The organism is Streptosporangium sp. NPDC002524, from assembly GCF_040295985.1.
Lineage (GTDB): Bacteria > Actinomycetota > Actinomycetes > Streptosporangiales > Streptosporangiaceae > Streptosporangium.
Window position 1 is genome coordinate 365,720 of record NZ_JBEOWK010000008.1, and the last position, 21,793, is coordinate 387,512.

Annotated in this window: 19 protein-coding genes; 10 read left to right on the plus strand and 9 right to left on the minus strand. The window is 70.2% G+C overall.

The window, feature by feature from the left end:
* Nucleotides 1–93 precede the first annotated feature (93 nt).
* Entirely contained in the window at nt 94–936 is an 843-nt protein-coding gene (locus ABT053_RS16925; RefSeq protein ID WP_350969947.1) for a hypothetical protein, read from the minus strand.
* Nucleotides 936–1,721 carry a MerR family transcriptional regulator gene (locus tag ABT053_RS16930; protein ID WP_350969948.1) on the minus strand — a complete coding sequence of 262 codons (786 nt, stop codon included), beginning with the start codon at nt 1,719–1,721 and terminating at the stop codon, nt 936–938. The genes ABT053_RS16925 and ABT053_RS16930 overlap by 1 nt, the downstream gene beginning before the upstream one ends.
* Nucleotides 1,722–1,822: 101 nt before the next feature.
* Here ABT053_RS16930 and ABT053_RS16935 point away from each other — a divergent pair, with 101 nt between their 5' ends.
* The 3 genes from ABT053_RS16935 (at nt 1,823) to ABT053_RS16945 (ending at nt 4,355) form a co-directional block, all read left to right on the plus strand.
* Nucleotides 1,823–2,143 carry an ArsR/SmtB family transcription factor gene (locus ABT053_RS16935; RefSeq protein ID WP_350969949.1) on the plus strand — a complete coding sequence of 107 codons (321 nt, stop codon included), beginning with the start codon at nt 1,823–1,825 and terminating at the stop codon, nt 2,141–2,143.
* 86 nt (nt 2,144–2,229) lie between these two features.
* Nucleotides 2,230–2,685, plus strand: a complete 456-nt coding sequence (locus ABT053_RS16940) for an SRPBCC family protein (protein ID WP_350969950.1) — start codon at nt 2,230–2,232, stop codon at nt 2,683–2,685.
* A gap of 185 nt (nt 2,686–2,870) precedes the next feature.
* Complete coding sequence (locus ABT053_RS16945; RefSeq protein ID WP_350969952.1) at nt 2,871–4,355, plus strand: MFS transporter; 1,485 nt, start codon at nt 2,871–2,873, stop codon at nt 4,353–4,355.
* Between the two features lie 38 nt (nt 4,356–4,393).
* Here the strand turns inward: ABT053_RS16945 and ABT053_RS16950 are convergent, their stop codons facing one another.
* Nucleotides 4,394–4,873 (minus strand): hypothetical protein, encoded by a 480-nt coding sequence (locus tag ABT053_RS16950; protein ID WP_350969953.1) that lies wholly within the window; start codon nt 4,871–4,873, stop codon nt 4,394–4,396.
* A gap of 28 nt (nt 4,874–4,901) precedes the next feature.
* A complete protein-coding gene (locus ABT053_RS16955; protein WP_350969954.1) occupies nt 4,902–6,341 on the minus strand; it encodes a helix-turn-helix domain-containing protein in 1,440 nt (479 codons plus the stop codon).
* A gap of 175 nt (nt 6,342–6,516) precedes the next feature.
* Between ABT053_RS16955 and ABT053_RS16960 the strand changes: the two genes are divergently transcribed.
* Together ABT053_RS16960 and ABT053_RS16965 are read left to right on the plus strand one after the other, a co-directional pair.
* On the plus strand, nt 6,517–6,990 hold the full coding sequence (locus ABT053_RS16960) for a hypothetical protein (protein ID WP_350969955.1): 474 nt from the start codon (nt 6,517–6,519) through the stop codon (nt 6,988–6,990).
* A gap of 25 nt (nt 6,991–7,015) precedes the next feature.
* Nucleotides 7,016–7,348: a hypothetical protein gene (locus ABT053_RS16965; RefSeq protein WP_350969956.1), complete on the plus strand. Its 333-nt coding sequence runs from the start codon at nt 7,016–7,018 to the stop codon at nt 7,346–7,348.
* 244 nt (nt 7,349–7,592) lie between these two features.
* Here ABT053_RS16965 and ABT053_RS16970 read toward each other — a convergent pair whose 3' ends face one another.
* The 4 genes from ABT053_RS16970 to ABT053_RS16985 form a co-directional block, all read right to left on the minus strand.
* Nucleotides 7,593–8,237, minus strand: a complete 645-nt coding sequence (locus ABT053_RS16970) for an SRPBCC family protein (RefSeq protein ID WP_350969957.1) — start codon at nt 8,235–8,237, stop codon at nt 7,593–7,595.
* A 125-nt stretch (nt 8,238–8,362) separates the two neighbouring features.
* Complete coding sequence (locus ABT053_RS16975; RefSeq protein ID WP_350969958.1) at nt 8,363–9,598, minus strand: AI-2E family transporter; 1,236 nt, start codon at nt 9,596–9,598, stop codon at nt 8,363–8,365.
* A gap of 349 nt (nt 9,599–9,947) precedes the next feature.
* Nucleotides 9,948–11,162, minus strand: coding sequence for a hypothetical protein (locus tag ABT053_RS16980; RefSeq protein WP_350969959.1), 1,215 nt, complete (start codon nt 11,160–11,162; stop codon nt 9,948–9,950).
* 110 nt (nt 11,163–11,272) lie between these two features.
* Nucleotides 11,273–12,898 (minus strand): dolichyl-phosphate-mannose--protein mannosyltransferase, encoded by a 1,626-nt coding sequence (locus ABT053_RS16985; RefSeq protein WP_502991784.1) that lies wholly within the window; start codon nt 12,896–12,898, stop codon nt 11,273–11,275.
* 96 nt (nt 12,899–12,994) lie between these two features.
* Here ABT053_RS16985 and rsmI point away from each other — a divergent pair, with 96 nt between their 5' ends.
* Both rsmI and ABT053_RS16995 read left to right on the plus strand, forming a co-directional pair.
* Nucleotides 12,995–13,849, plus strand: a complete 855-nt coding sequence (gene rsmI / locus ABT053_RS16990) for a 16S rRNA (cytidine(1402)-2'-O)-methyltransferase (protein ID WP_350969960.1) — start codon at nt 12,995–12,997, stop codon at nt 13,847–13,849.
* A 54-nt stretch (nt 13,850–13,903) separates the two neighbouring features.
* The gene (locus ABT053_RS16995) at nt 13,904–15,433 is read left to right on the plus strand and encodes a dolichyl-phosphate-mannose--protein mannosyltransferase (protein WP_350969961.1); all 1,530 of its coding nucleotides are present in this window, start codon (nt 13,904–13,906) and stop codon (nt 15,431–15,433) included.
* Here the strand turns inward: ABT053_RS16995 and ABT053_RS17000 are convergent.
* Complete coding sequence (locus tag ABT053_RS17000) at nt 15,381–17,090, minus strand: hypothetical protein (RefSeq protein WP_350969962.1); 1,710 nt, start codon at nt 17,088–17,090, stop codon at nt 15,381–15,383. The two genes, ABT053_RS16995 and ABT053_RS17000, sit on opposite strands and share 53 nt — an antisense overlap.
* A 101-nt stretch (nt 17,091–17,191) precedes the next feature.
* Between ABT053_RS17000 and ABT053_RS17005 the strand changes: the two genes are divergently transcribed.
* The 3 genes from ABT053_RS17005 to ABT053_RS17015 all read left to right on the plus strand — a co-directional run bounded on the left by ABT053_RS17005 (nt 17,192) and on the right by ABT053_RS17015 (nt 21,437).
* Nucleotides 17,192–18,463: a glycosyltransferase gene (locus ABT053_RS17005; protein WP_350969963.1), complete on the plus strand. Its 1,272-nt coding sequence runs from the start codon at nt 17,192–17,194 to the stop codon at nt 18,461–18,463.
* 124 nt (nt 18,464–18,587) lie between these two features.
* A complete protein-coding gene (metG, locus tag ABT053_RS17010) occupies nt 18,588–20,369 on the plus strand; it encodes a methionine--tRNA ligase (RefSeq protein WP_350969964.1) in 1,782 nt (593 codons plus the stop codon).
* 207 nt (nt 20,370–20,576) lie between these two features.
* Nucleotides 20,577–21,437, plus strand: coding sequence for a TatD family hydrolase (locus ABT053_RS17015; RefSeq protein WP_350969965.1), 861 nt, complete (start codon nt 20,577–20,579; stop codon nt 21,435–21,437).
* Nucleotides 21,438–21,793: the final 356 nt, after the last annotated feature.

Genomic DNA, 21,793 nt, shown 5'->3' on the forward strand with positions numbered 1-21,793 from the left:
TAATGCGTTCGAAGTCAATATCGACTCTGACTGGATATGACTGAATCTGATCAGAATTTTCGGCGCCGGTTCGCGACCTCGGGCCCCGGGGGCTCAGGGGGCGCTGTGCCGAGCGGGGGATCGCAGGGCGTTCAGCAAAGCGTCCGGGGTGTCGGTGAAGAAGCGGATCGTGGTGACCTCGGCGCGTCCGCCGAGCGGGCGGACCGCGGTGACCGGCTCGGCCAGCTCGACGACCACGTTGGTCTGGGAGGACACCACCACGCTGAGCCGCGAGCCCCTGAAGGTGATCATGCCGCTCTCGTTGTAGTCGCGCGACAGCCGCACCGAGGAGATCAGCTCGCGGGGGACGCGCAGGTCGAAGTACATCGCGGAGCGGACGCGCAGCTCGTCGGCGGTCACGACGTGAGGGCGGGTGACGCTCGCCGCGGCGAGCATCAGCACGTACACGATCCCGTAGACGTCGGCCACCAGCACCGCGATACGCAGCGCGGACGGTACGTCGAGCGCCCGCAGCAGCAGCTCGATCCCCACCGTCTCCACGATCAGCACGAACAGCAGCACCAGCTGGATCGACGCCTGCTCCCGCGCGTACGGCGCGGCGGTGGCGCCGGGCGGCACGCCGTCGCGGCGGCGCGCGATCCACAGGGCGACGCTCGCCACGCCCTTCAGCTCGAACCCCACGAGCCTGCGCACCCGCACGGGCACCAGGAGGCGGAAGGTCGCGCCGAGCGCCGCCCGCCGGTCGGCGCCGCCCCGGCGCTCGGCCCTGAACAGCCGGTACGCGGTCACCGCCTCCAGGACGAGCATCGACGCGACGAGCAGCTCCGCCGCCACGATCACCGGGCCGGGCAGCGGCACCCCCGACACCAGCAGGATCACGAGCAGCAGCTCCATGGGGATGACGGCGAACAGCGCGGCACGGGCGGCCCTGAGCATCAGGTTCTCTCCTTGAGTGTCGTCATGACCAGCTGGAACACCTCTGCCTGGGCGGGGGAGACCTCGGCGTACATCGTCTCCAGCCACCGCCCGCCGTCCGCGTCCCCCGCCGGGCCGGGCGGGTGCCCGGGGTCCGCGGCCAGGTTCGCGACCATCGCCGCGGCCATCTCGCCGGGGATGTGGGCGACGAGGTCGGCGGCGAGCGCGGCGACGCGGGGATCGCCGGGATCCGCGTCCGCGAGCTCGTCCAGCCGCCGGTAGAGCTCGTGTCCCCGCGCGAGCGCGTCTGGTTCGGTGAGCGGGCGCATCAGGTCGAGCATCTGGGCCCGGCCCGCCGGGTCGGCCACGGTGTCCACCAGGGCCAGCAGCTCGCGGTCGATCTCGGCGAACCTCGACCCGGTGGCGGGAAGGTCGCGGAGCACCGCCGCCATCGCGGGGGAGACCATCGAGTCGGGGTGCGGGTCCGTCTCCGCGAGCAGCGCGGCCAGCCGCTCTCGCCTGGCGCCGATCCCCTCCTGCTGCCTGGCCAGGTCCGCGTCCAGCCCCGCGAGCACCTCGCGCAGCTCCTTGCCCCGGTCGTCGGCGAGCACGTCGCGGATCTCGTCCAGCGACAGGCCGAGTTCGGCGAGCCGTCGCACCCGGGAGAGGACGACCGCGTCGCGCAGCCCGTACTCCCGGTAGCCGTTGCCCAGGCGTACGGGCTCGGGGAGAAGGTCCAGGTGGTGGTAGTGGCGCACGGTCCGGGTGGACACCCCGACCAGCGCGGCGAGCTCGCCGATCCGCATGCCCTCATTAGAAACGTTGACGCTACGACAAGGTCAAACCCGCGACTGATAGTTAAGTGGATGCTTGACTGTTCGCCGGTTCCGGGGCAATACTTAAGGACATGCTTAACCAAGGTGGCTCGCTGGACCGTGTGTTCCAGGCGTTGGCGGACCCGACGCGGCGCGAGATGGTCGAGCGGCTGGTCCGCGGGCCCGCGTCGGTCGGCGAGCTGGCCCGGCCGCTGGCGATGTCGCTGCCGGCGGTGATGCAGCACCTCCAGGTGCTGGAGGCGTGCGGCCTGGTCAGGACCGAGAAGGTCGGCAGGGTCCGCACCTGTCACATCGAGCCCGGCGCGCTGCGGGCGGCCGAGAGCTGGCTCTCCGGGCAGCGCACCACCTGGGAGCACCGGCTCGACCGGCTCGGCGACCTCCTGGACGAGTGAGCCGGGATGTTCGGAACCAAGGAACCAAGGAACCAGGGAGCCCAGGACTCAAGGATCCAAGGACTCAAGGACTCAAGGAGAAGACCATGACCGATCGTTCTGTCAGGCATGCCTCGTTCACCCTGGAACGGGCGTACGCCGTCCCGCCGTCGCGGGTGTTCGCCGCGTGGGCCGACCCCGTGGCGAAGGCGCGGTGGTTCGCCGTTCCCGACGGGAAGCACGAGCTCGACTTCCGGGTGGGAGGCAAGGAGGTCAACCGCGGCGGCCCGGAGAACGGTCCGGGCATGACGTTCGAGTCCTCGTACCAGGACATCGTCCCGGACGAGCGGATCGTCTACACCTCGACCCTCTCCTCGGGGGAGGACCTGGTCACGGTGTCGTTCACGACGGTGGAGTTCGTCCCCGAGGGTGAGGGCACCCGGCTGGTCCTCACCGAGCACGACGCCTTCCTCGACGGCCACGAGGAGCCGGAGTGGCGGGAGCGCGGCACCGGCGACTGGCTCGACAAGCTGGACGGGGAACTGCGGCGGCCGGGCTCGTGACCACGAACGCGACCGGCCCCGAGACCGGGGACGCAAGCGGGTCCACGTCCCCGGCCGAGGGCGCTGCCACGTCCCCGGCTGGGCCTGGGCCTGGGCCCGGGGCCGAGAGCGCGGGTGACGAGCGGGAGCACGGTTCTTCCCCCTCCCCCCACCGGGCGGGCCGCAGGGAGTGGATCGGCCTCGCGGTGCTGGCCCTGCCGACCCTGTTGCTGGCGCTGGACTTCAGCGTCCTCTACCTCGCCCTCCCGAGCATCAGCGCGGACCTGGGGGCGAGCGGCGTCCAGCAGTTGTGGATCACCGACGTCTACGGGTTCATGGTCGCCGGTTTCCTGATCACGATGGGCACGCTGGGCGACCGGATCGGCCGCCGGAGGTTGCTGCTGGTCGGGGCCGCGCTGTTCGGAGTCGCCTCGGCGATCGCGGCCTTCTCCGTGAACGCGGAGATGCTCATCGTCACGCGGGCGCTGATGGGGATCGCCGGGGCCACGCTGATGCCCTCGACCCTGGCGCTGATCAGCACCATGTTCCGCGACCCGGGACAGCGCTCGACGGCCATCTCGGTGTGGGTGAGCTGTTTCATGGGCGGTACGGCGATCGGCCCGGTCATCGGTGGTGTCCTGCTGGAGCGTTTCTGGTGGGGTTCGGTCTTCCTGATAGGTGTGCCGGTGATGGCAGTGCTGCTGGTGGCCGCGCCGTTCCTGCTGCCCACCCACCGCGATCCCGGCGCCGGCCGGCTGGACCTGACCAGCGTGGCCCTGTCCCTGGGAGCGATCCTGCCGGTCGTCTACGGCGTCAAGGAACTGGCCTCGGGCGGGGTGCGGCCGGTCCCCGTCGTCGCCCTCGCGGCCGGGGTGATCCTGGGACTGGTGTTCGTGAACCGGCAGCGGCGGCTGGCTCATCCGCTGCTGGACCTGCGGCTGTTCGGCAGCCGCTCGTTCGGCGCGGGCGTGGCGGGCATGACGCTCAACAGCGCGCTCATGGGCGGGATCTCGCTGCTGATCGCCCTGTACCTGCAGACGGTGGCCGGGCTCTCCCCCCTCGGCGCGGGACTGTGGCTGGCGCCCGCGTCCCTGGTGATCATCATCAGTGCCATGGCGACCCCGGTCCTGGCGCGGAGGGTGCGCCCCGCGTACGTCATCGTGGCCGGTCTCGGGGTGGCGGTGATCGGATACCTGCTGCTCACCCAGGCCGCCGCCGTCGGCGGGCTACCGGTGGTGGTGGCCGGGAACATTCTCGTCGGCCTCGGCGCCGGTCCGATCACGGCGCTCGCCACCGACCTCGTCGTGGGCTCCGTCCGGCCCGAGCAGGCCGGATCCGCGGCGGCCATCTCGGAGACCGGCGCCGACCTGGGAATCGCACTGGGGATCGCCGTCCTGGGCAGCCTCACCACGGCGGTCTACCGGAGCGCCTTCGGCGATGTCACCGTCGCGGGCGTCCCGGACCGGCTGCTCGAAGCCGCCGGGGAGAATGTGGAAGCCGCCGCGACCGTGGCCGGGCAACTCCCCGCCGCCCCCGGCACCGCCCTGCTCGCCGCCGCCCGCGACGCCTTCACCACCGGCCTGAACCTCACCGCCGCCGTCTCCGGGGTCGTGGTGATCGGCATCGCCGTCCTCGCCCTCACCGCACTACGGCACATCCCTCCCACCGGCCACGCCGCCAACGAGAAGTGAGACCCGCGCGGGCTCACTCCCGTCCAGGCGTACGCCGATCACTCCCTGGTGGCACCCTCGGGCCAGATCACGACCACCCGCACACCACGTCGCTGGGCCTCCGCCACGGCGCCTGCCGTCCCGCCCGCATCCACAGGCGACTCGCCATCCCACACCGCCACGAGCTCGTCGACCGAACCCAGCATCGCCTCGTTGGCCGCGACGTACGCGTCCCGGCTGGCGTGGTCGAAATCCATGACACGGACCCGGGCAGCCCTGCTCAGCAGCCGGTCGAACTGCTCAGCGTGATCCGGCTTGACCTTGGCCTCCCGGTAGTCCCGGGACGGCAGGACGACTTCGAGCGCGCCGTCGGCCTGTAGGACGGCCTCGGCGAACAGTGAGTCGGCCCCGCGAGCGATGCAGGACACTCCTGTCACGTCATCGGCCACCGCTTCCAGGTGTGAGCGAAGCGCATCGGACACGAGGCGAGCCGTATCCGAGGTCAGGTTCATGTGGCCGGTCACACCGATACGCACCATCAGCGTCTCCTGATCGACGGCGATCTTCTCAGCGCGCCAGTGTCTCCTGAAGGTGCTCCCTCAGGCCAGCTAGCGTAGGGTCTCGTCGCGTTGCGATCTCCGCGTGCAGCTCACGCAGCTGGACGCGGACTCGATCGGACTGCACCTGACCAGCCGTGTCTGCGGCGGTGCTTCCTACCGCGACCGCCTCGTCCAGGTCGCCGTTGCGCAGGTGCGCTTGAGCGAGCCCGACTTGGTCCAGGGCGAGGCTGCGTGTGCTGGTCCGTCGGCGGAGTTCCAGCGCTCGGCCGATGTGGATCACGGCGACGGCCGCATGCTGACCGCTGCGGCGCGACATCTCCAGATAGCGGCCTCCGGTGACACCGGCGAGCTCGGCCTCGTCGAAGTAAGTGATCCAGTCGGGGTCGGAATCCTTCGCGCGGATCGCGCCGTACGCGTCCTCTGCCGCGTCTGTCGCCCGCCGGAACGCCTCGGGCCTGCCCAGCGCGGCATAAGCCCATGCCTCGCGGGTGTGCAGCATGGCCCGCAGTCTGGGAGTGCCGACTCCCTGAACCCCGTCCAGTGCCAGGCGAACCAGCTCCAGTGCGTCATGTGGCTGGTCGAGGTAGAGCAGTTGGCGGGCCATGGACGCCAGGACGCTGGCTCCAAACGGCTTGTCCTTGGCGGGCTTGGACGCCTGTAGTGCCAGGGCGTAGTACTTCTGCGCTGCGGTCTGCATGCCACAGTCCCAGCTCATCGTGGCGGCGATTTTCGCGAGCTCGGCCATCACGTGGAACAGCCGCACCGTAATGTCCTGCGGATGTGCATCTCGTAGCAGGTCGGCGACCTCGTTGAGCTGGCCGATTACGGCCTTCCGCGCCAGACCTCCGCCTTGGGAGTCGTCCCATGTTCTGAAGACGTCCGCAGTCGCCTCAAGCCGGGTCACTTCGTCAGCGCCGATGCGGCCCGGATGAGAGATGGCGGGAAGGTCGTCTGAGGTCTTGGTGAGCCAGCGCTGAACAGGATCGATGAGCGGGAGTCCTGCTGTTATGGAAAGCGCTTTGATAGCTTGGCGACGGTCGAGCATTAGATCACTTCTGCTGAGGTCGTAAACGGCACTTGCTGTAGATCGCGGTTCCCATACCCATGGGAGGCTCTGTTCAGCCACCACTACACCCACTAATTCATCGCTCTCGGCGGGAGTCGAGGGTGCGGGTGGTGAGGTCTCGAAGATAGCGGTCTCGTCGAGATCGAAAACGCGAGCATACAACTTTGGATACGGATCTTTCGGGCGATGCTTGCCCGCCTCCCAGTTCTTGATGTTGCGAACGATGCTTTCACGTGCAGGAAGACGGTTACGTGCTTCCTCGCTGGTTGCCTCCGCTAATTTCCTGGCCATGTCCCGGTGAGACCATCCATGATTGCGCCGTTCCTCTCGCAATCGCACAGACCAAGAAGGAATCTCGTCGCGGGAAGTCTCGCCGGTCATTGACACACCTCTTCGGAGGCAGGGAAAGAACTCTTTCCCTCAGTTTCCCTCACTCTCACCTGGCCGCACGCGCTTTTACAGCGATCTCATGAGGTGACTACCTAAACAGGTGGAGCCCGTCACCGGTAGCTGACACCGGAACGGGCCCCTTGATCAGGAAGCGAGTCCTGACCCGATGACCAACCCTAATGCTCCGGTTCTCAACCGGCCCACGGCGAGCGGTTGCTCCGCCGACGCTCCATCCCCGAGCACGGGCCAGGAGTCGAACGCCCGGCCGCTGCTCACTCCGCTGCCGGATCCGCCCGAGCGGTCACCCGCCGTACAGCGTGCCGAGGAACTCGTCGCCGTACTTGATGACGTCTACGGCATCTCGGCCGACGTCCACAAGCTCGTCTCCGGCAACGCGATCGTGTCCGTCCACTACGGGCTGCTGGCCTACACCGACGGGGAGAGGTTCTGGTGGACCGGCCCCGAACACGGCGACTCCGGCAGCCCGCTGCTCAGCTCCGAGCTGACGCTGCCCGTCGTCGCCGAGCAGCTCGCCAGGCACTACCGGATCCTGCGCGCCCGGCCCGCCGCCAGTGTGCTGGAAAGCGAGCTGCCGCTGCTGGCCGACGTGATCCTGGCCGACCATGTCGTCCCGCGCTGACGCCGAGCGTCGGAAGGGAGCGGTTGTGATTCCGTCGTACGGCACACCGGTAGGCGACCGGCTCAGTGCGGCCACCTGGCGGCCCGGCGCCGTCACCGCGCTCCAGCGTCTGCGGACCGAGCTGCACACCCACCGGATCTATCCCGCCATCGCCTACGACGAGGGGCAGCCCCGCCTGGTGATCGGCGATGACACGCTGACCGTCTGGGCCGACCGCGAGGGCATGTCCTTCTGCTGGGGCACCGTCGACCTGGAACAACCCGCCGACCACGCCCCGGCCGACGACCTGCCGCAGGTCGCCCGCCGCATCGCCGAACAGCTCGGAGATCACTACACCGAGCCGGACATCCCACCGTGAGCAGCGCGGCGGCACGGAGGGATCGGCTTCCGTGTCGCCGCCGCCCGACTCCCGCGAGCGGTGGTGCGCAGACCAGGGGCCGCTCGCGGGGCCGAGCGCGACCGGACGACGCCCCGGGCAAGGTGTCGCCGGTCGTCGCGGTGTTCCCGTCACATTCTCCCGGCGGGAACACCGCCCGCTCTTCGGTGGCTTCGGCTTCGTCTGGCCAACGGTTCCCGTGATCAGGAGACGGCCGGGCGGTGGGTCAGATGTCGCCGTTCTCGATGGCCTGCTTCAGGCCCGCCTGGGTCGCCTCGTGGGAGGAGACGCCGCCCTGCACGACGAAGTCGATCAGTGTGGTGTCCGCGTCGAAGGTGAGGTACTCGGTGACCTGGGTCTTCCCGGCGGTCAGCTTCTTGAAGACGATCTTCTGGTGCGTGACGACGTTGGGCAGCGACCAGGTGTCCGTCTCGTAGTAGTAGCCGTCCTGGTCGATGCGCTGCTGCGCGTGCGTGTTGCTGGTGACGATCGTGCCCTCGTACGGGATCTCCTCGACCGCGGTGAAGTTGACGTTGCGCTTGCCGGCCTGGGTCCAGCTCTTGTGGGTGACGACGCGCTTCAGGAACGAGTGCATGCCCAGGTGGTTGTTGATGTTCGAGTACGCCGAGAACACCTTCTTGATGGGGGCGTTGATCGTGATGGAGACGCTGTCCTTCGCCCGGCTCCGTCCCGACCCCGGCAGGGGCGGGACGTCCTTGTAGAACTTGTAGGTGTCCCAGGCGGTCTGCCACTCGGCGGCGAGCTGGGGGTCTCTGTCGGGAGTGTCCGCGCGGGCCGGGCCGGAGAAGGCGGTGACGACGAGCGCCGTGGCGAGCAGCTGGGCCGAGAGGAGTCGAAGGTGCTTCTTCACGTGTACCCCAAGGGGAGGCAGTAAGTACAAGTGATCTTTTACCGCATGTTGTCGTGATCTCTGTGCTTTTGCGGTGAAGAGGCGAAAAAATCTTTTTGTGACGATATGTACGGATGTAGTGAGGGTCAGGCGCGTTCCTGGCGCGGCATGACCACCTCGCGCACGATGAGCAGGATGGCCGCGGCCATCGGGATGCCCAGCAGCGCGCCCACCACCCCGAGCAGCGCACCGCCCAGCAGCGCGCCGACGATCGTGGCGAGCGGCGGCACGTCGACCGAGCTCTTCATCACCGCCGGGGCGATCCAGTAGTTCTCGATCTGCTGGTAGATCGTGAAGAAGATGAGGCAGACGATGCCGACGGTCGGGGAGACGAAGAACCCCACCAGGGAGGCGACCCCCGCGCCGATGAAGGCGCCGACCAGGGGGATGAGGTCGGTGAGCGCCACGATCAGGGCGAGCGCCAGGGCGTACGGGACCTGCATGATGCTCAGGAAGAAGAAGGTCGTCACACCGGCGATGAGCGAGATCATCAGGTTCCCGGCGACGTAGCCGCCGATGCTGTCGATGATCTGGTCGCCGAGCAGGGTCGCGCGGGTCCGGCGGGTCCGGGGGACGAGACGGTACGCCATCCGCTTGAGCGACTTCAGCGAGCCCAGGAAGTAGAGCGTCAGCACCAGCACCGTCAGCGAGTTGAAGACCGCCCCGATGAGGACCGTCCCGATGCCGAGCACGCCGCCGAACATCTGGGTGCCGAAGTCGCCGCTCGTCACATACGTCTGGAGCTTCTCCAGCAGCTGGAAGCGCTGGTCCAGGTCGCGGATCATCGGGTTGTTCTGCAGCTCCTGGACGTACTGCGGGAGCTGCTCGACGAACTGGGCGGACTGCGTGGTCAGCGGGGGCACCACGGCGAGGCCGAAGACGACGAAGACGAGGATGACGCCCAGGAAGACGGCGGTGATGGCCGCCACGCGCGGGACGTTGCGCCGCTGGAGGAACTCGACGGCCGGGTTCAGGCCGATGGCGAGGAAGAGCGAGACGATGATGAGGATCAGCACCGAGCTCGCGCTCATCACGGCCTGCACCAGCCACCAGGCGGTGAGCACGCCCAGGGCGGCGGTGAAGCCGAACACGAACGGGTTGTTGCTCATCGAGCGCCCGGGACGGCCGAACGGGAGGTTCGTCGCGGCACCCGGGGGCGGCGTGCCCGCGCCGGAGGCCACCGCGGTGGCCGTGCCCGCGGGTGCGGCCTCGCTCGCGGGAACGCCGGACCCCGCGGACGGGGTGTCCGGCAGGATCAGGGGGCCCGCGGAGGTCAGGATCGGCTCGGGTCCCGCGGGAAGCGCGGGGCTTACGGGCCCCACGGGCTCGGCGACCGGTCCGGCCGACGAAGCCGGTCCGGCCGGTCCGGCCGGTCCGGCCGACGAAGGCGACGAGGGCGACGAAGCCGACGAAGGCGATGAAGTTGACGAAGCCGATGAAGTCGGCGAAGCCGAGGTGGCCGCCTCCGCGGACGGGACGCCGGGGGCGGGCGGGGATGTTGCCGCCGCTGGGGCGCGGTCAGCGGATATGGGGTCGGGCACCAGCTGCCACTGCCCTTTCCAGAGAGAGATAGTCGGCTTTCGCCAACCATACTTTCCCTGGTCACCGCACGGTTCCGGCCGAAGGGGAAGCCGAGGGGAAAGAAGAGGAACGGGAGGGACGGGGGAGCCCTCAGGGCATGTTGACGTATTGGCGGGGGCGCAGGGCGTGGCCGCGCAGGGCGGCGAGGGCGGCGGAGCGGCCCGCGGGGGTGAGGCGGCCGTCGACGCGGAGGCCGAAGGCGTCCAGGCGCCTGCCCAGCTCGGTGAGCGAGGCGTCGACCTCCAGGGTCTGCCACTCCGCGCAGTCGATCACGGCGGTGACGTGGTCGCGGTCGGCGGGAGCGCCGTCGGCGAGCAGCATCAGCGCCACCTCCCTGGCCGAGGCGCGGAAGCCGTTCTCCCCCGACGCGGGGGCGAGCAGGGCGGCGGCCGCGGTCTCCCAGAGCAGGTCGGCGTCGCCGAGCAGGCGCTCGCCGGCCGGGGTGGTCACCAGGCGCCTGCCGGCCCGGCGCAGCGCGCCCATCTGGTCCTGGGCCACCTCGCGGACGGCGGCCAGCTCCGCGGCGCTCCAGGTGCTCTCGGCGAGCACGGAACGGGCGAGGTTGTGCCGCTGGGTCAGCGGGATGCCCTCGGGGCGGCGGCCCACGGTGAGCAGCCAGCGCAGCGCCCCCAGGTGGGCCTCGTCCGGCGCGGGGATGGGCGCGTGCAGGCGCACCTCGAAGGGCTGGGCGAGCTCGCGCCAGGCGGTGCCCCGGCCGAGGACCCAGCGGTTGAGCCGCTCGCCCTGGACCCGGTGCAGCCAGTTGTCGCCGCCCAGCTCGGGACGGGGCGTGGTGAGCCAGTGGCTGGTCAGCTTCTGCCGCTCGGCGGGGTCGGGGACGAGCTCCCCGGAGACGATGGCCAGCTCCAGCGCGGCCGAGCAGGCGCCGTGCGCGCCCAGCTCCTCGGGGCCCATGATCGAGCTCCACCGCAGCTCGGGCACGTCGGGCGGGAGCACGCCCGTCGCGTCCAGGGCGGTCTGGTAGGCGGCCATCCCGGCGTCCTCGCCCAGCCGGGCGTAGGTGCGCAGGATCTGGGTCGTCGTGGACGACGAGCACAGGGCGGCGTAGCGCTCCAGGCCGCCCAGCCGCAGCAACCGGCCCAGCGCGCGGGCGATCGCCGGGCGGTCTCCGGTGACCTTGGAGGGCAGGGTGTACCAGAGGAATTCGCACACGTTGAGCTCGGTGATCGTTTCCAGTGGCTCGCCGCCGGTCAGCCAGTCGATCGCGCTGCGGGCGTGCTCGGCGGCGGCGGGCTCGGAACGCTCCAGCTCCGACAGGAGTGCGGCCACGTCCGGTGCAGGCATGCTTCGAAGTCTGCCGTATGCGGGCCTGCTCTGACGATGGACGTGGCGTAATGGATCCTGCACGGTGCCTACCCTAGGAAATGTCTTCTAAGTGGCTCATATGCGGACGCTCAGATCCAGCCCTTCTTGAAAAGCATTCGCGAACTCCACTCGGCGTACGGGACGATCTCGGCGACCAGCACCGGGTAGAGCCACCAGAAGTTGACGAGCGCGAGCAGGGCGAAGGCGCCCACGACCGCGGCGCCGACGGTCCGGCGTCCCTGCGGGGCGCGCGCCGGGCCGATGATCAGCCCGGCCGCGAGCACGATCGCGAGGATCATGAAGGGGACCATGGGGATCGCGTAGAACAGGAACATGGTCCGGTTGTCGGCGATCGCCCAGTAGAACCAGGGGAGCCATCCGGCGGCGTAGGCGAGGAGCACGGCTCCGGCGCGCCAGTCGCGGGTGGCGACGTACCAGGCGACCATGGCGACGAGGGCCGCGAGACCCCCGTACCAGATGACCGGGGTGCCGACCCCGAGGACCGCCTGCGAGCAGCTGTCGGCGCCGCAGGCGCCCTTGGGGCTCTCGTAGAAGAACGCCACCGGGCGCAGCAGCAGCGGCCAGGTCCAGGGGTCGGACTCGTAGTTGTGCGGGGTCGCCAGCCCGGTGTGGAAGCCGAGCACCTGGAAGTGGTAGCTCAGCCACGACCGGAGCGAGTCGAAGACGAAGAACCCCGGGCCCTGGGAGGTCGCCTGCGCCCAGTTGCGGCCCCAGCCGCCGGCCGAGGCGAACCAGCCGGCCCAGGAGACGATGTAGGTGAAGGCGGGGAGCAGGGCCATCGCCGCCAGCGCGCTCGGCAGGTCCTTGCCGAGGACCCCGGCGTACGGCCTGCGCAGGCCGATCGCGCGGCGGGCCCCGGCATCCCAGGCCAGGGACATCACCGCGAAGGCGACGAGGAAGAAGACCCCCGACCACTTCACCGCGCAGGCCGCGCCCAGGCACAACCCGGCCGCGATCCGCCAGGGCCGCAGCCCCAGCCCCGGGCCCTGGTCGCTCAGCGGCGAGGTCTCGTACCAGGTCACCAGACGATCACGCACCCAGTCGCGGTCGGCCACCAGGCAGGCGAAACCGGCCAGCACCCAGAACATCAGGAAGATGTCCAGCAGGGCGGTGCGCGACAGCACGAAGTGGAGCCCGTCGAGTGCGAGGAGCAGCCCGGCGAGGCAGCCGAGCATGGTCGAGCGGGTCATCCGGCGCGCCACCCGGGCCAGGATCAGGATCGACAGCACCCCGACCACCGCCCCGGCGAACCGCCAGCCGAAGGGCGTCATGCCGAAGATCTGCTCGCCCACGCCGATCATCCACTTGCCCAGCGGCGGGTGGACCACGTAGGAGGCGCACTTGTCGATCTCGGCGGGCGCGCACTTCTGCCAGATCTCGGTGCCGCCCCCCATCAGGATCTTGTCGGCGTCCTTGACGACGTTGTGCTCGGCGCCGAAGGTGAGCAGCGCCGAGGCGTCCTTGGCGTAGTACGTCTCGTCGAACATGACCGCGCGCGGGTGACCGAGGTTCGTGAACCGCAGGACCCCTCCGAACGCCGCGACCAGCAGCGGGCCCAGCCAGCCCCACAGGGCGCCGCCGGGCATCGGCGGCACCAGCCGGTCGCGCGCCGAGCCCCTCGCCCCGCCGGGCGGCTGGGGCTCCTGGGGCTCCGGCTGCTTCGGTGCCTGGTTGGTGAAGTCGGTCACGGCCACCCGGACATCGTACGGTCCCCCCACCACCCCCAGCCCAGGAAAAATCTGCCAGATGCCCAATTCGCGAACTTCTTCCCAGGCTGGGGGTCCTTGGGGATGCGGGAGGATGGGACGGTGACGGACAACGGCAGGCTTGTGCTGGCAGGGGCTCCGATCGGGCAGGTGGGCGACGCCTCGCCCCGGCTGCGGCAGGCGCTGGAGAGTGCCGACGTGGTCGCGGCGGAGGACACCCGCAGGCTGCGCCGCCTGGCGGGGGAGCTGGGCGCGGAGATCGGCGGCCGGGTCGTCTCCTACTACGACGCCAACGAGGCAGGGCGGGCCGCCGAGCTCCTCCAGGCCCTCCAGGACGGCAAGACCGTGCTGGTCATCACCGACGCGGGCATGCCGGGCGTCTCCGACCCCGGCTACCGCCTCACCCACCTGGCGGTCGAGGCGGGGATCACCGTCACCTCACTGCCGGGGCCGTCGGCGGTGACCACCGCGCTGGCCGTCTCGGGGCTGCCCAGCGACCGCTTCTGCTTCGAGGGCTTCCCGCCGCGCAAGTCCGGTGAGCGCTCCCGCAGGCTCTCCGCCCTCGCGGAGGAGGAGCGCACCATGGTCTTCTTCGAGGCGCCGCACCGGCTGCGGGTCGCGCTGGCGGCGATGGCCGAGGCGTTCGGCGCCGACCGCCGGGCGGCGGTCTGCCGGGAGCTCACCAAGACGTATGAGGAGGTGCGGCGCGGCGGCCTCGGGGAGCTGGCCGAGTGGGCGGCCGGGGGCGTCAAGGGGGAGATCACGGTCGTCGTCGCGGGGTACGCCGGGCAGGCCCTGCCGCCGGTGATCGGGGACCTGGTCGAGGAGGTGGCGCGCCGGGAGGAGACCGGGGTGCCGAAGAAGCAGGCGATCATGGACGTGGCGAAGGCGGCGGGAATCCCCAAACGCGATCTTTATGACGCTGTCCATCGCAACTGATTTATCACCATAATTGCCCGAATGGGATTAATACGGGATCGCCTCTTGCCGCCCATGCAGGGAAGCGTGGCCTGGGGCTGGCTGGGACCGCTGCTGGTCGCGGTGTTCGGAGGGGTCCTGCGGTTCGTCAACCTCGGGCGGCCGCACGCGGTCGTGTTCGACGAGACGTACTACGCCAAGGACGCCTGGGCGATGATCCACCACGGGGTGGAGCGGGCCTCGCTCGGCACGGTGAAGGACCCGGTCGCCGACCGGATGATCATCGCGGGGAGGACCGACTTCCTGGTCAAGTGCTCGCCGCCGGAGGCCGATCCCTGCCCGCTCTACGTGGCCCACCCGCCGCTGGGCAAGTGGATGGTCGGCGTGGGCGAGCAGCTCTTCGGGATGACCCCTTTCGGGTGGCGGTTCGGCGCGGCGGTGGTCGGGGTGCTGTCGATCCTGATCCTGGCCCGGGTGGCGCGCCGGATGACCCGCTCGACCATGCTGGGCTGCCTCGCCGGGCTGCTCCTCGCGCTCGACGGGCTGCACCTCGTGCTGTCGCGCACGGCTCTGCTGGACATCTTCCTGATGTTCTGGGTGCTGGCCGGTTTCGCCTGCCTGGTCGTCGACCGCGACTGGGTGCGCGACCGCCTGGTGACCTGGTACGAGACCTCGCCGCTGAGCGACCAGGGCCCGGGGCTGGGGCTGCGGCCCTGGCGGATCGCGGCCGGGTTGTGCCTGGGCGCCGCCTGCGCGGTGAAGTGGTCGGGGGTGTTCTTCCTGGTCGCCTTCGCGGTGATGTCCCTGGCCTGGGACGCCGGGGCCCGCCGCGCGATCGGCCTGCACAGGCCGTACGTGGGGGCGCTGAACAGGGACCTGACCGGCGGCGTGCTGGCGCTGGGCCTGCTGCCCGTGGTCGTCTACGTCGTCTCCTGGGCCGGCTGGTTCGCCTCGCCGCTGGGCTGGGGCCGCAACTGGGCGCAGGCGACCTCGCAGGGTCCGGGGTTCTTCGTCTTCGACTCGCTCCGGTCCTGGCTGAGCTACCAGGTGCAGGTGCTCGGCTTCCACACCGGCCTGAGCAGCGGGCACACCTACCAGTCGGCCCCCTGGACCTGGCCCCTGCTGTCGCGCCCGGTGGCGTTCCACTACCCGGCGAACAAGACCGGGTGCGGCGCCGACAGCTGCGCCGAGGCGGTCCTCGGGGTCGGCACCCCGGTCATCTGGTACGGGGGCCTGGCCGCGCTCATCGCCATGGTCGCCTGGTACGTCTCCACCCGCGACTGGCGCGCCGGGACCGTGCTCCTCGGCTACGCCGCCGGATGGCTCCCCTGGTTCTACTACGCTCTCGCCGACAATCGCACCATGTACCTCTTCTACGCGATCACGATGCTCCCCTTCATGATCCTCGCGCTCACCCTGGCCGCCGGGCTGATCATCGGGCGGGCGGACGCCGCGCCCAACCGCAGGGCGGTGGGGGCCGCGGTCGTCGGGGCCTTCACGCTCCTCGCGCTGATCAACCTCGGGTGGCTCTACCCGGTGCTGGTCGCCGAGCTCATCCCGCACTCCGAGTGGTGGGCGCGGATGCTGTTCCGGAGCTGGGTGTGACGGGGTCGGGTGTGACCGGGTCGGGTGTGACGGGGTCGGGTGTGACGGGGTCGGGCGCGGCCGGAGCGGGCGGCGGCGCGGCGGGGCCGATCATGATCGGCCCGGTCGTGGCGTCGACGGGGTCGACGGTTCCGACGTCGTCGGGGGTGACGGCGGCGGGCGTGGCCGGGGCGGGCCTGGAGAACCCGTGGCGCAGCGAGATCGCCGCCGCCAGGCACGCCAGCGGCACCGCGGGCAGCAGGTAGCGGTAGTCGAACTCGGCCGTCGCCGCCGGGGCCAGGATGAGCCCGAACGAGGCCAGCCACGGCAGCAGCACCGGCCCGCCCAGCCTGCGCCAGCGCGCCGCGACCCCGCCCAGCCCGATCAGCAGCAGCACCCCGAGCACGATGCCGGGCAGCCGGACGATCCGCTGGTAGACCTGCAGGAAACCGGCCCACGGGTCGCTGACGTCGGTGCCGATCACGCGCGTCTTGCCCTGGATCGGCGCGGTCCGCAGGCCCGGGTCGTACTTCAGCGCGTCGGTGTCGGTGCTGCCCCGGTACGACGACCAGGCGGGCAGGACCTTGGTCTCCGGCAGGAACTCGTACTGCCGGTAGGTGTTGAAGTCGGGGAAGCGCGGCCTCCCCCAGTGGAAGGCGCGGAAGAAGTCACCGGCCACGAGGCCGAGATAGTCGAGCGGCTGGGACAGGATGGCCCGCTGGGCGAACGACCCGGCCGTCTTGTTCGTCTCGGGGGTGAACGTGCTGCCCACCCCGAAGGCGTGGAAGCGCTGGCCGTTCTGCGCCCACCAGAGGTATTTCTGCCCGGAGAAGCCGCGCTGGCCCGGCGGCGCGCTGATGCACAGCAGCGCCAGCTCCAGCTCCTCCCGGGGGTCGATGTTCATCTTCCGGCAGTCGGCGAACAGCGCCGTCCGCATGTAGAGGATCGCGCCGTCGCTGTTGGTCATCGCGAAGTTGCCGTGCGCCGAGGCGAACCAGGCCATGTAGCCGACCACCGGGAGGGCGCACGCCGTGATCATCGCCGCGATCGTCTTCCAGGCCGTGCGCTTCACCATCAGGTAGATCACGACCAGCACGAGGATCGGCAGGCCGATCGACCGGGTGAGCGCGGTGAGGGCGAGCAGCAATCCGATCACCGCGCCGAGCCGCCAGGACATCCGCCGGTGCCAGAGCACCAGCGTGACCACCCCCACGACCAGCAGCATGAACATCGCGTCGGACATGATCAGGTGTTCGAGCTGGATCTGGTACGCGTCGAACAGCACCGGCAGCGCGGCCAGGGTCGCCCCCCAGCCGGGCAGCCGGAACCTGACGCGCAGCAGGGAGTAGACGAGCACCGCGACGCCCAGGCCCATCAGGTGCTGGACGAAGGCCACCAGGCCGAAGCTGTGCAGCGGCCTCAGCAGCAGGAGCAGAAAGGAGTAGCCGTTCGGCCGCAGGGCACTGGGCCGATCGGGGTTCACCGCCCCCGAGACGTACTCGTAGGAGTCGTTGAACCACTGGGCCGGGCCGTACCCGAGCATGGTGATCACACGCAGCAGGAACGCCAGCGCGAGGGCGGCCACGAAGAGGCGATGCCGGTACAGGAACGCCCGCAGGCGAGTGCCCCGGGCGGGCGGAGGCGCGTCCGGGCGAGGGCGGTCGGCGGCGGTCACCATGCATTACAGGATGCCAGCCGTTTCGGGGAGTTGACCCGGGCAGGGGACTGTAGAGGGCATCATGGTGAGATTGGCTTGTGCAGTGAGTGAAGGGTTGAGACGTGGAACTGACCGTGGTCATGCCTTGCTTGAACGAGGCGGAGACCGTGGAGACCTGCGTACGCAAGGCGCTCGCCTGCATGCGGGAGCACGGGATCGACGGGGAAGTCCTGATCGCCGACAACGGCAGCACGGACGGCTCGCAGCAACTCGCACGCGAGGCCGGGGCCCGGGTGGTGCACGTCGACGCCAAGGGCTACGGCAACGCCCTGATGGGTGGCATCCGCGCGGCGCGCGGCCGCTACGTGATCATGGGCGACGCGGACGACTCCTACGACTTCACGGCGCTGCTGCCGTTCGTCGAGCAGCTCCGTGACGGCGCCGACCTGGTGATGGGCAACCGGTTCAAGGGCGGCATCGCGCCGGGCGCCATGCCCCCGCTGCACCGCTACCTGGGCAACCCGGTGCTCTCCTTCATCGGCCGCCTGTTCTTCCCCAGCGCGATCGGCGACTTCCACTGCGGCCTGCGCGGCTTCCGGCGCGACTCCATCCTCAAGCTCGGCCTGCAGACCGGCGGCATGGAGTTCGCCAGCGAGATGGTGGTCCGCTCGACCCTGTCCGGGCTGGACGTGCGCGAGGTGCCCACCACGCTCTCGCCCGACGGCCGCTCCCGCCCGCCGCACCTGCGCTCCTGGCGCGACGGCTGGCGCCACCTGCGCTTCCTGATGCTCTACAGCCCGCGCTGGCTGTTCTTCATCCCCGGCCTGGTCCTGATGACCCTCGGCCTGGTCGCGGGCGCCGCCCTCACCTTCGGCCCCGTCTACATCGGCAAGCTCGCCTTCGACGTCGACACCCTGGTCGGCGCCTCGGCCATGGTGGTGATCGGCTTCCAGGCGTCGCTGTTCGCCCTGTTCACCAAGGTGTACGCCGCCGAGGAGGGCTTCCTGCCCGAAGACCGGAGGGTGCGCAAGCTCGTCGACATCGTGAGCCTGGAGAAGGGCCTGATCGTCGGCGGACTGCTCGCCCTGGGCGGCCTGGGCGGCCTGGTCGCCTCCCTGGTCCACTGGCAGACGCGCAGTTTCGGCCCGCTGATCCCGTCGGAGTCGCTGCGCATCGTCGTGCCCTCGGCCACCGCGCTGATCGTGAGCTTCCAGACGATCTTCGCGGCGCTGTTCATCAGCATCCTCGGCATCCGCCGTACCAAGGAGACGCCCATCGACGTGGCCGCCTCCGCCGCGGAGGAGGCCGCCGAGGCCGTCAGCCGCGCCGCGGCGGGCGACCCGGCGGACGTCCCCGCCGACGGCGTCACTCCGGCGGCCCCGAGGCTGCCGTAGCGTCACCGGCGCCGCGGTGACCGCGAGTGTCGCGGCGGCGCCGGGGAAAGCTCCCGGAAAGTCGGGGGCCGCGGAGAACCACGACAGCACCAAGGCCCGAGGCCGCGTCCCTTAGGCTTGCACCATGTCCCAGCACATCCTGACCGCGGTCGCCTGGCCATATGCCAACGGCCCCCGCCACATCGGGCACGTCTCCGGATTCGGCGTGCCGTCCGACGTCTTCAGCCGCTACCAGCGGATGGCGGGCAACAAGGTCCTCATGGTGAGCGGGACCGACGAGCACGGCACCCCGATCCAGGTCCAGGCCGACAAGGAGGGCCTCACCGCCCGCGAGCTCGCCGACCGCTACAACAGAGTGATCGTCGAGGACCTCCAGGCGCTGGGGCTCTCCTACGACCTGTTCACCCGGACCACCACGGAAAACCACTACGCGGTCACCCAGGAGATCTTCAAGGGACTCCACGCCAACGGCTATATCTTCCCCCAGACCACGATGGGCGCCATCTCGCCCTCCACCGGGCGCACCCTGCCCGACCGCTACATCGAGGGCACCTGCCCGATCTGCGGCTACGAGAGCGCCCGCGGCGACCAGTGCGACAACTGCGGCAACCAGCTCGACCCGATCCAGCTGATCGACCCGGTGAGCAAGGTCAACGGCGAGACCCCGATCTTCGTGGAGACCGAGCACTTCATGCTCGACCTGCCCGCGTTCGCCGAGGTCCTGGCGTCGTGGCTGTCCTCCAAGGAGGGCGACTGGCGGCCCAACGTGCTGAAGTTCGCCCTCAACATGCTCGGCGACATGCACCCCCGCGCGATCAGCCGCGACCTCGACTGGGGCGTGCCGATCCCGCTGGAGGGCTGGAGCGACCAGGCCAACAAGCGGCTCTACGTCTGGTTCGACGCGGTCATCGGCTATCTCAGCGCCTCCATCGAGTGGGCCCGCCGCTCCGGCGACCCCGAGGCCTGGCGCCAGTGGTGGCAGGACCCCGAGGCCCTCGGCTACTACTTCATGGGCAAGGACAACATCGTCTTCCACGCGGAGATCTGGCCGGCGATGCTGCTCGGCTACAACGGCCAGGGTGCCCGTGACGGCGAGCCGGGCTCCCTCGGCGCGCTGAACCTGCCCTCCGAGGTCGTCTCCAGCGAGTTCCTGACCATGGAGGGGCGCAAGTTCTCCTCCTCGCGCTCGGTGGTCATCTACGTGCGCGACTTCCTGGAGCGCTACGACGCCGACGCGCTGCGCTACTACATCGCCGTGGCGGGCCCGGAGAACCAGGACACCGACTTCACCTGGTCGGAGTTCCTCAACCGCAACAACGGCGAGCTGGTCGCGGCCTGGGGCAACCTGGTGAACCGCTCGATCTCGATGGCCGCCAAGAACTTCGGGGTCATCCCCGAGGCGGGCGAGCTCAGCGACGCCGACCGCGCGATGCTGGAGCGCAGCCGGGCGGCCTTCCCGAAGGTCGCCGCCGAGTTCCAGCACTGCCGCTTCAAGAACGCGACGAACGAGGCGTTCGAGGTCATCCGCGAGGCCAACCGCTACCTGGCCGAGCAGGAGCCCTGGAAGATCAAGGACGACCCCGCGCGGGTGAAGACCATCCTGCACGTCGCCCTCCAGGTCGTCGACGACGCCAAGACGCTGCTCACCCCGGTCCTCCCCAACTCCTCCAACAAGATCTACGCGATGCTCGGCGGCACCGGCGTCTGGTCGGGCATGCCGGAGATCCAGGAGGTCACCGACGACGACGGCAGGACGTACCCGATCATCACCGGCTCCTACGACGGCGCCGCGCGCTGGGAGTCGTCCCCGATCCGGGTGGGTTCCCCGCTCGCCCCGCCGACCCCGCTGTTCGTGAAGCTCGACCCGAAGATCGTCGAGGAGGAGCTGGCCCGTTTGGGCGAGTAGGACGGGCTCTCGCGGCCCGCGGCCTGCCTCCGGCTTTCCGAGACTCGTAAACCGCGACCCACGACCCACGCTCAGGGCTCTCCACGAGTCATGGCCCGCGACCCGCGACCAGGGTTCTCCATGAGTCGTGGCCCGCGACCAGGGCTCTCGCGGCCCGCGCCCGGCACCGGGCGCGGGCCGCACCGGCTTCTCGGTAGGTTGGACGCCGTGAGCACGCCGAAGCTTCCCGACGCACCCAGGCCTCTGCCGGCAGAGGTGTTCGACAGCCACTGCCACCTCGACATCATGGTGGGCAACCGCCAGGCGTCCTCGGGTGATCCGGTCGCCCAGGCCGCGCAGGCGGCCCGGACGAGCGTCGAGGGCATTCTCGACGAGGCCCGCGCCGTCGGCGTGACGCGGCTCGTCACGATCGGCTACGACCTGCCGTCCTCCCGCTGGAACGCCGAGACGGCCGCCCTGCACGCGGACGTCTACGCCGGGGTGGCCATCCACCCCAACGAGGCGCACGCCTCGACGCCGGAGACCCTCGCCGAGATCGAACGGCTGGCCGGACTGCCGCACGTCAGGGCGGTGGGGGAGACCGGTCTCGACTACTACCGCGACTGGGCGTCGAAGGAGGACCAGCACGCCAGCTTCCGCGCGCACATCGAGATCGCCAAGCGGACCGGCAAGGCCCTGGTGATCCACGACCGCGAGGCCCACGACGACGTGCTGCGCGTGCTGGCCGAGGAGGGCGCCCCCGAGGTCGTGGTGTTTCACAGCTTCTCCGGCGACGCCGAGATGGCGAAGCGGTGTGTCGCCGCCGGATACTTCATGTCGTTCTCCGGCCCGGTCACCTACAAGAACGCCGCCTACCTCCGCGAGGCCGCGCGGGTCGCGCCGAGGGAGCTGATCCTCGTCGAGACCGACGCGCCCTACCTGCCGCCCACCCCCCACCGGGGCAAGCCCAACGCGCCCTATCTCATCCCGCTCACGCTGCGCTGCCTCGCCGAGGTCAAGGCGGCCGACCTCACCGACCTGGCCACCGCCATCAGCGCCAACGGGGAGACCGTCTTCGGTTCCTGGTGAGGGGCGCCGGGTTCCGGGCCTCTCGTACCAGCTGGCCGGATCTCATGCGCTCCCGGCCCACGACGAGCCCCGAACCCGCGCGGCCTCGCCTCGCGGCGGGACCCGAACCGGAAAGCCCGGCCCGGCTCGGTCCTGTCATGGGCCCGAACCCGGGAGCCCGGCCCACGACAACACCGAGCCGGGAGCCCCGGCTCACGACAGGACCGAGCCGGGAATGCCCGCGCACGACGGGACCGAGTCGGAAATGCCTGCGCACGACAACACCGAGCCGGAAATGCCTGCGCACGACAGGACCGAACCCGGGAGTCCCGGCGCACGACAACACCGAGCCGGAAATGCCTGCGCACGACAGGACC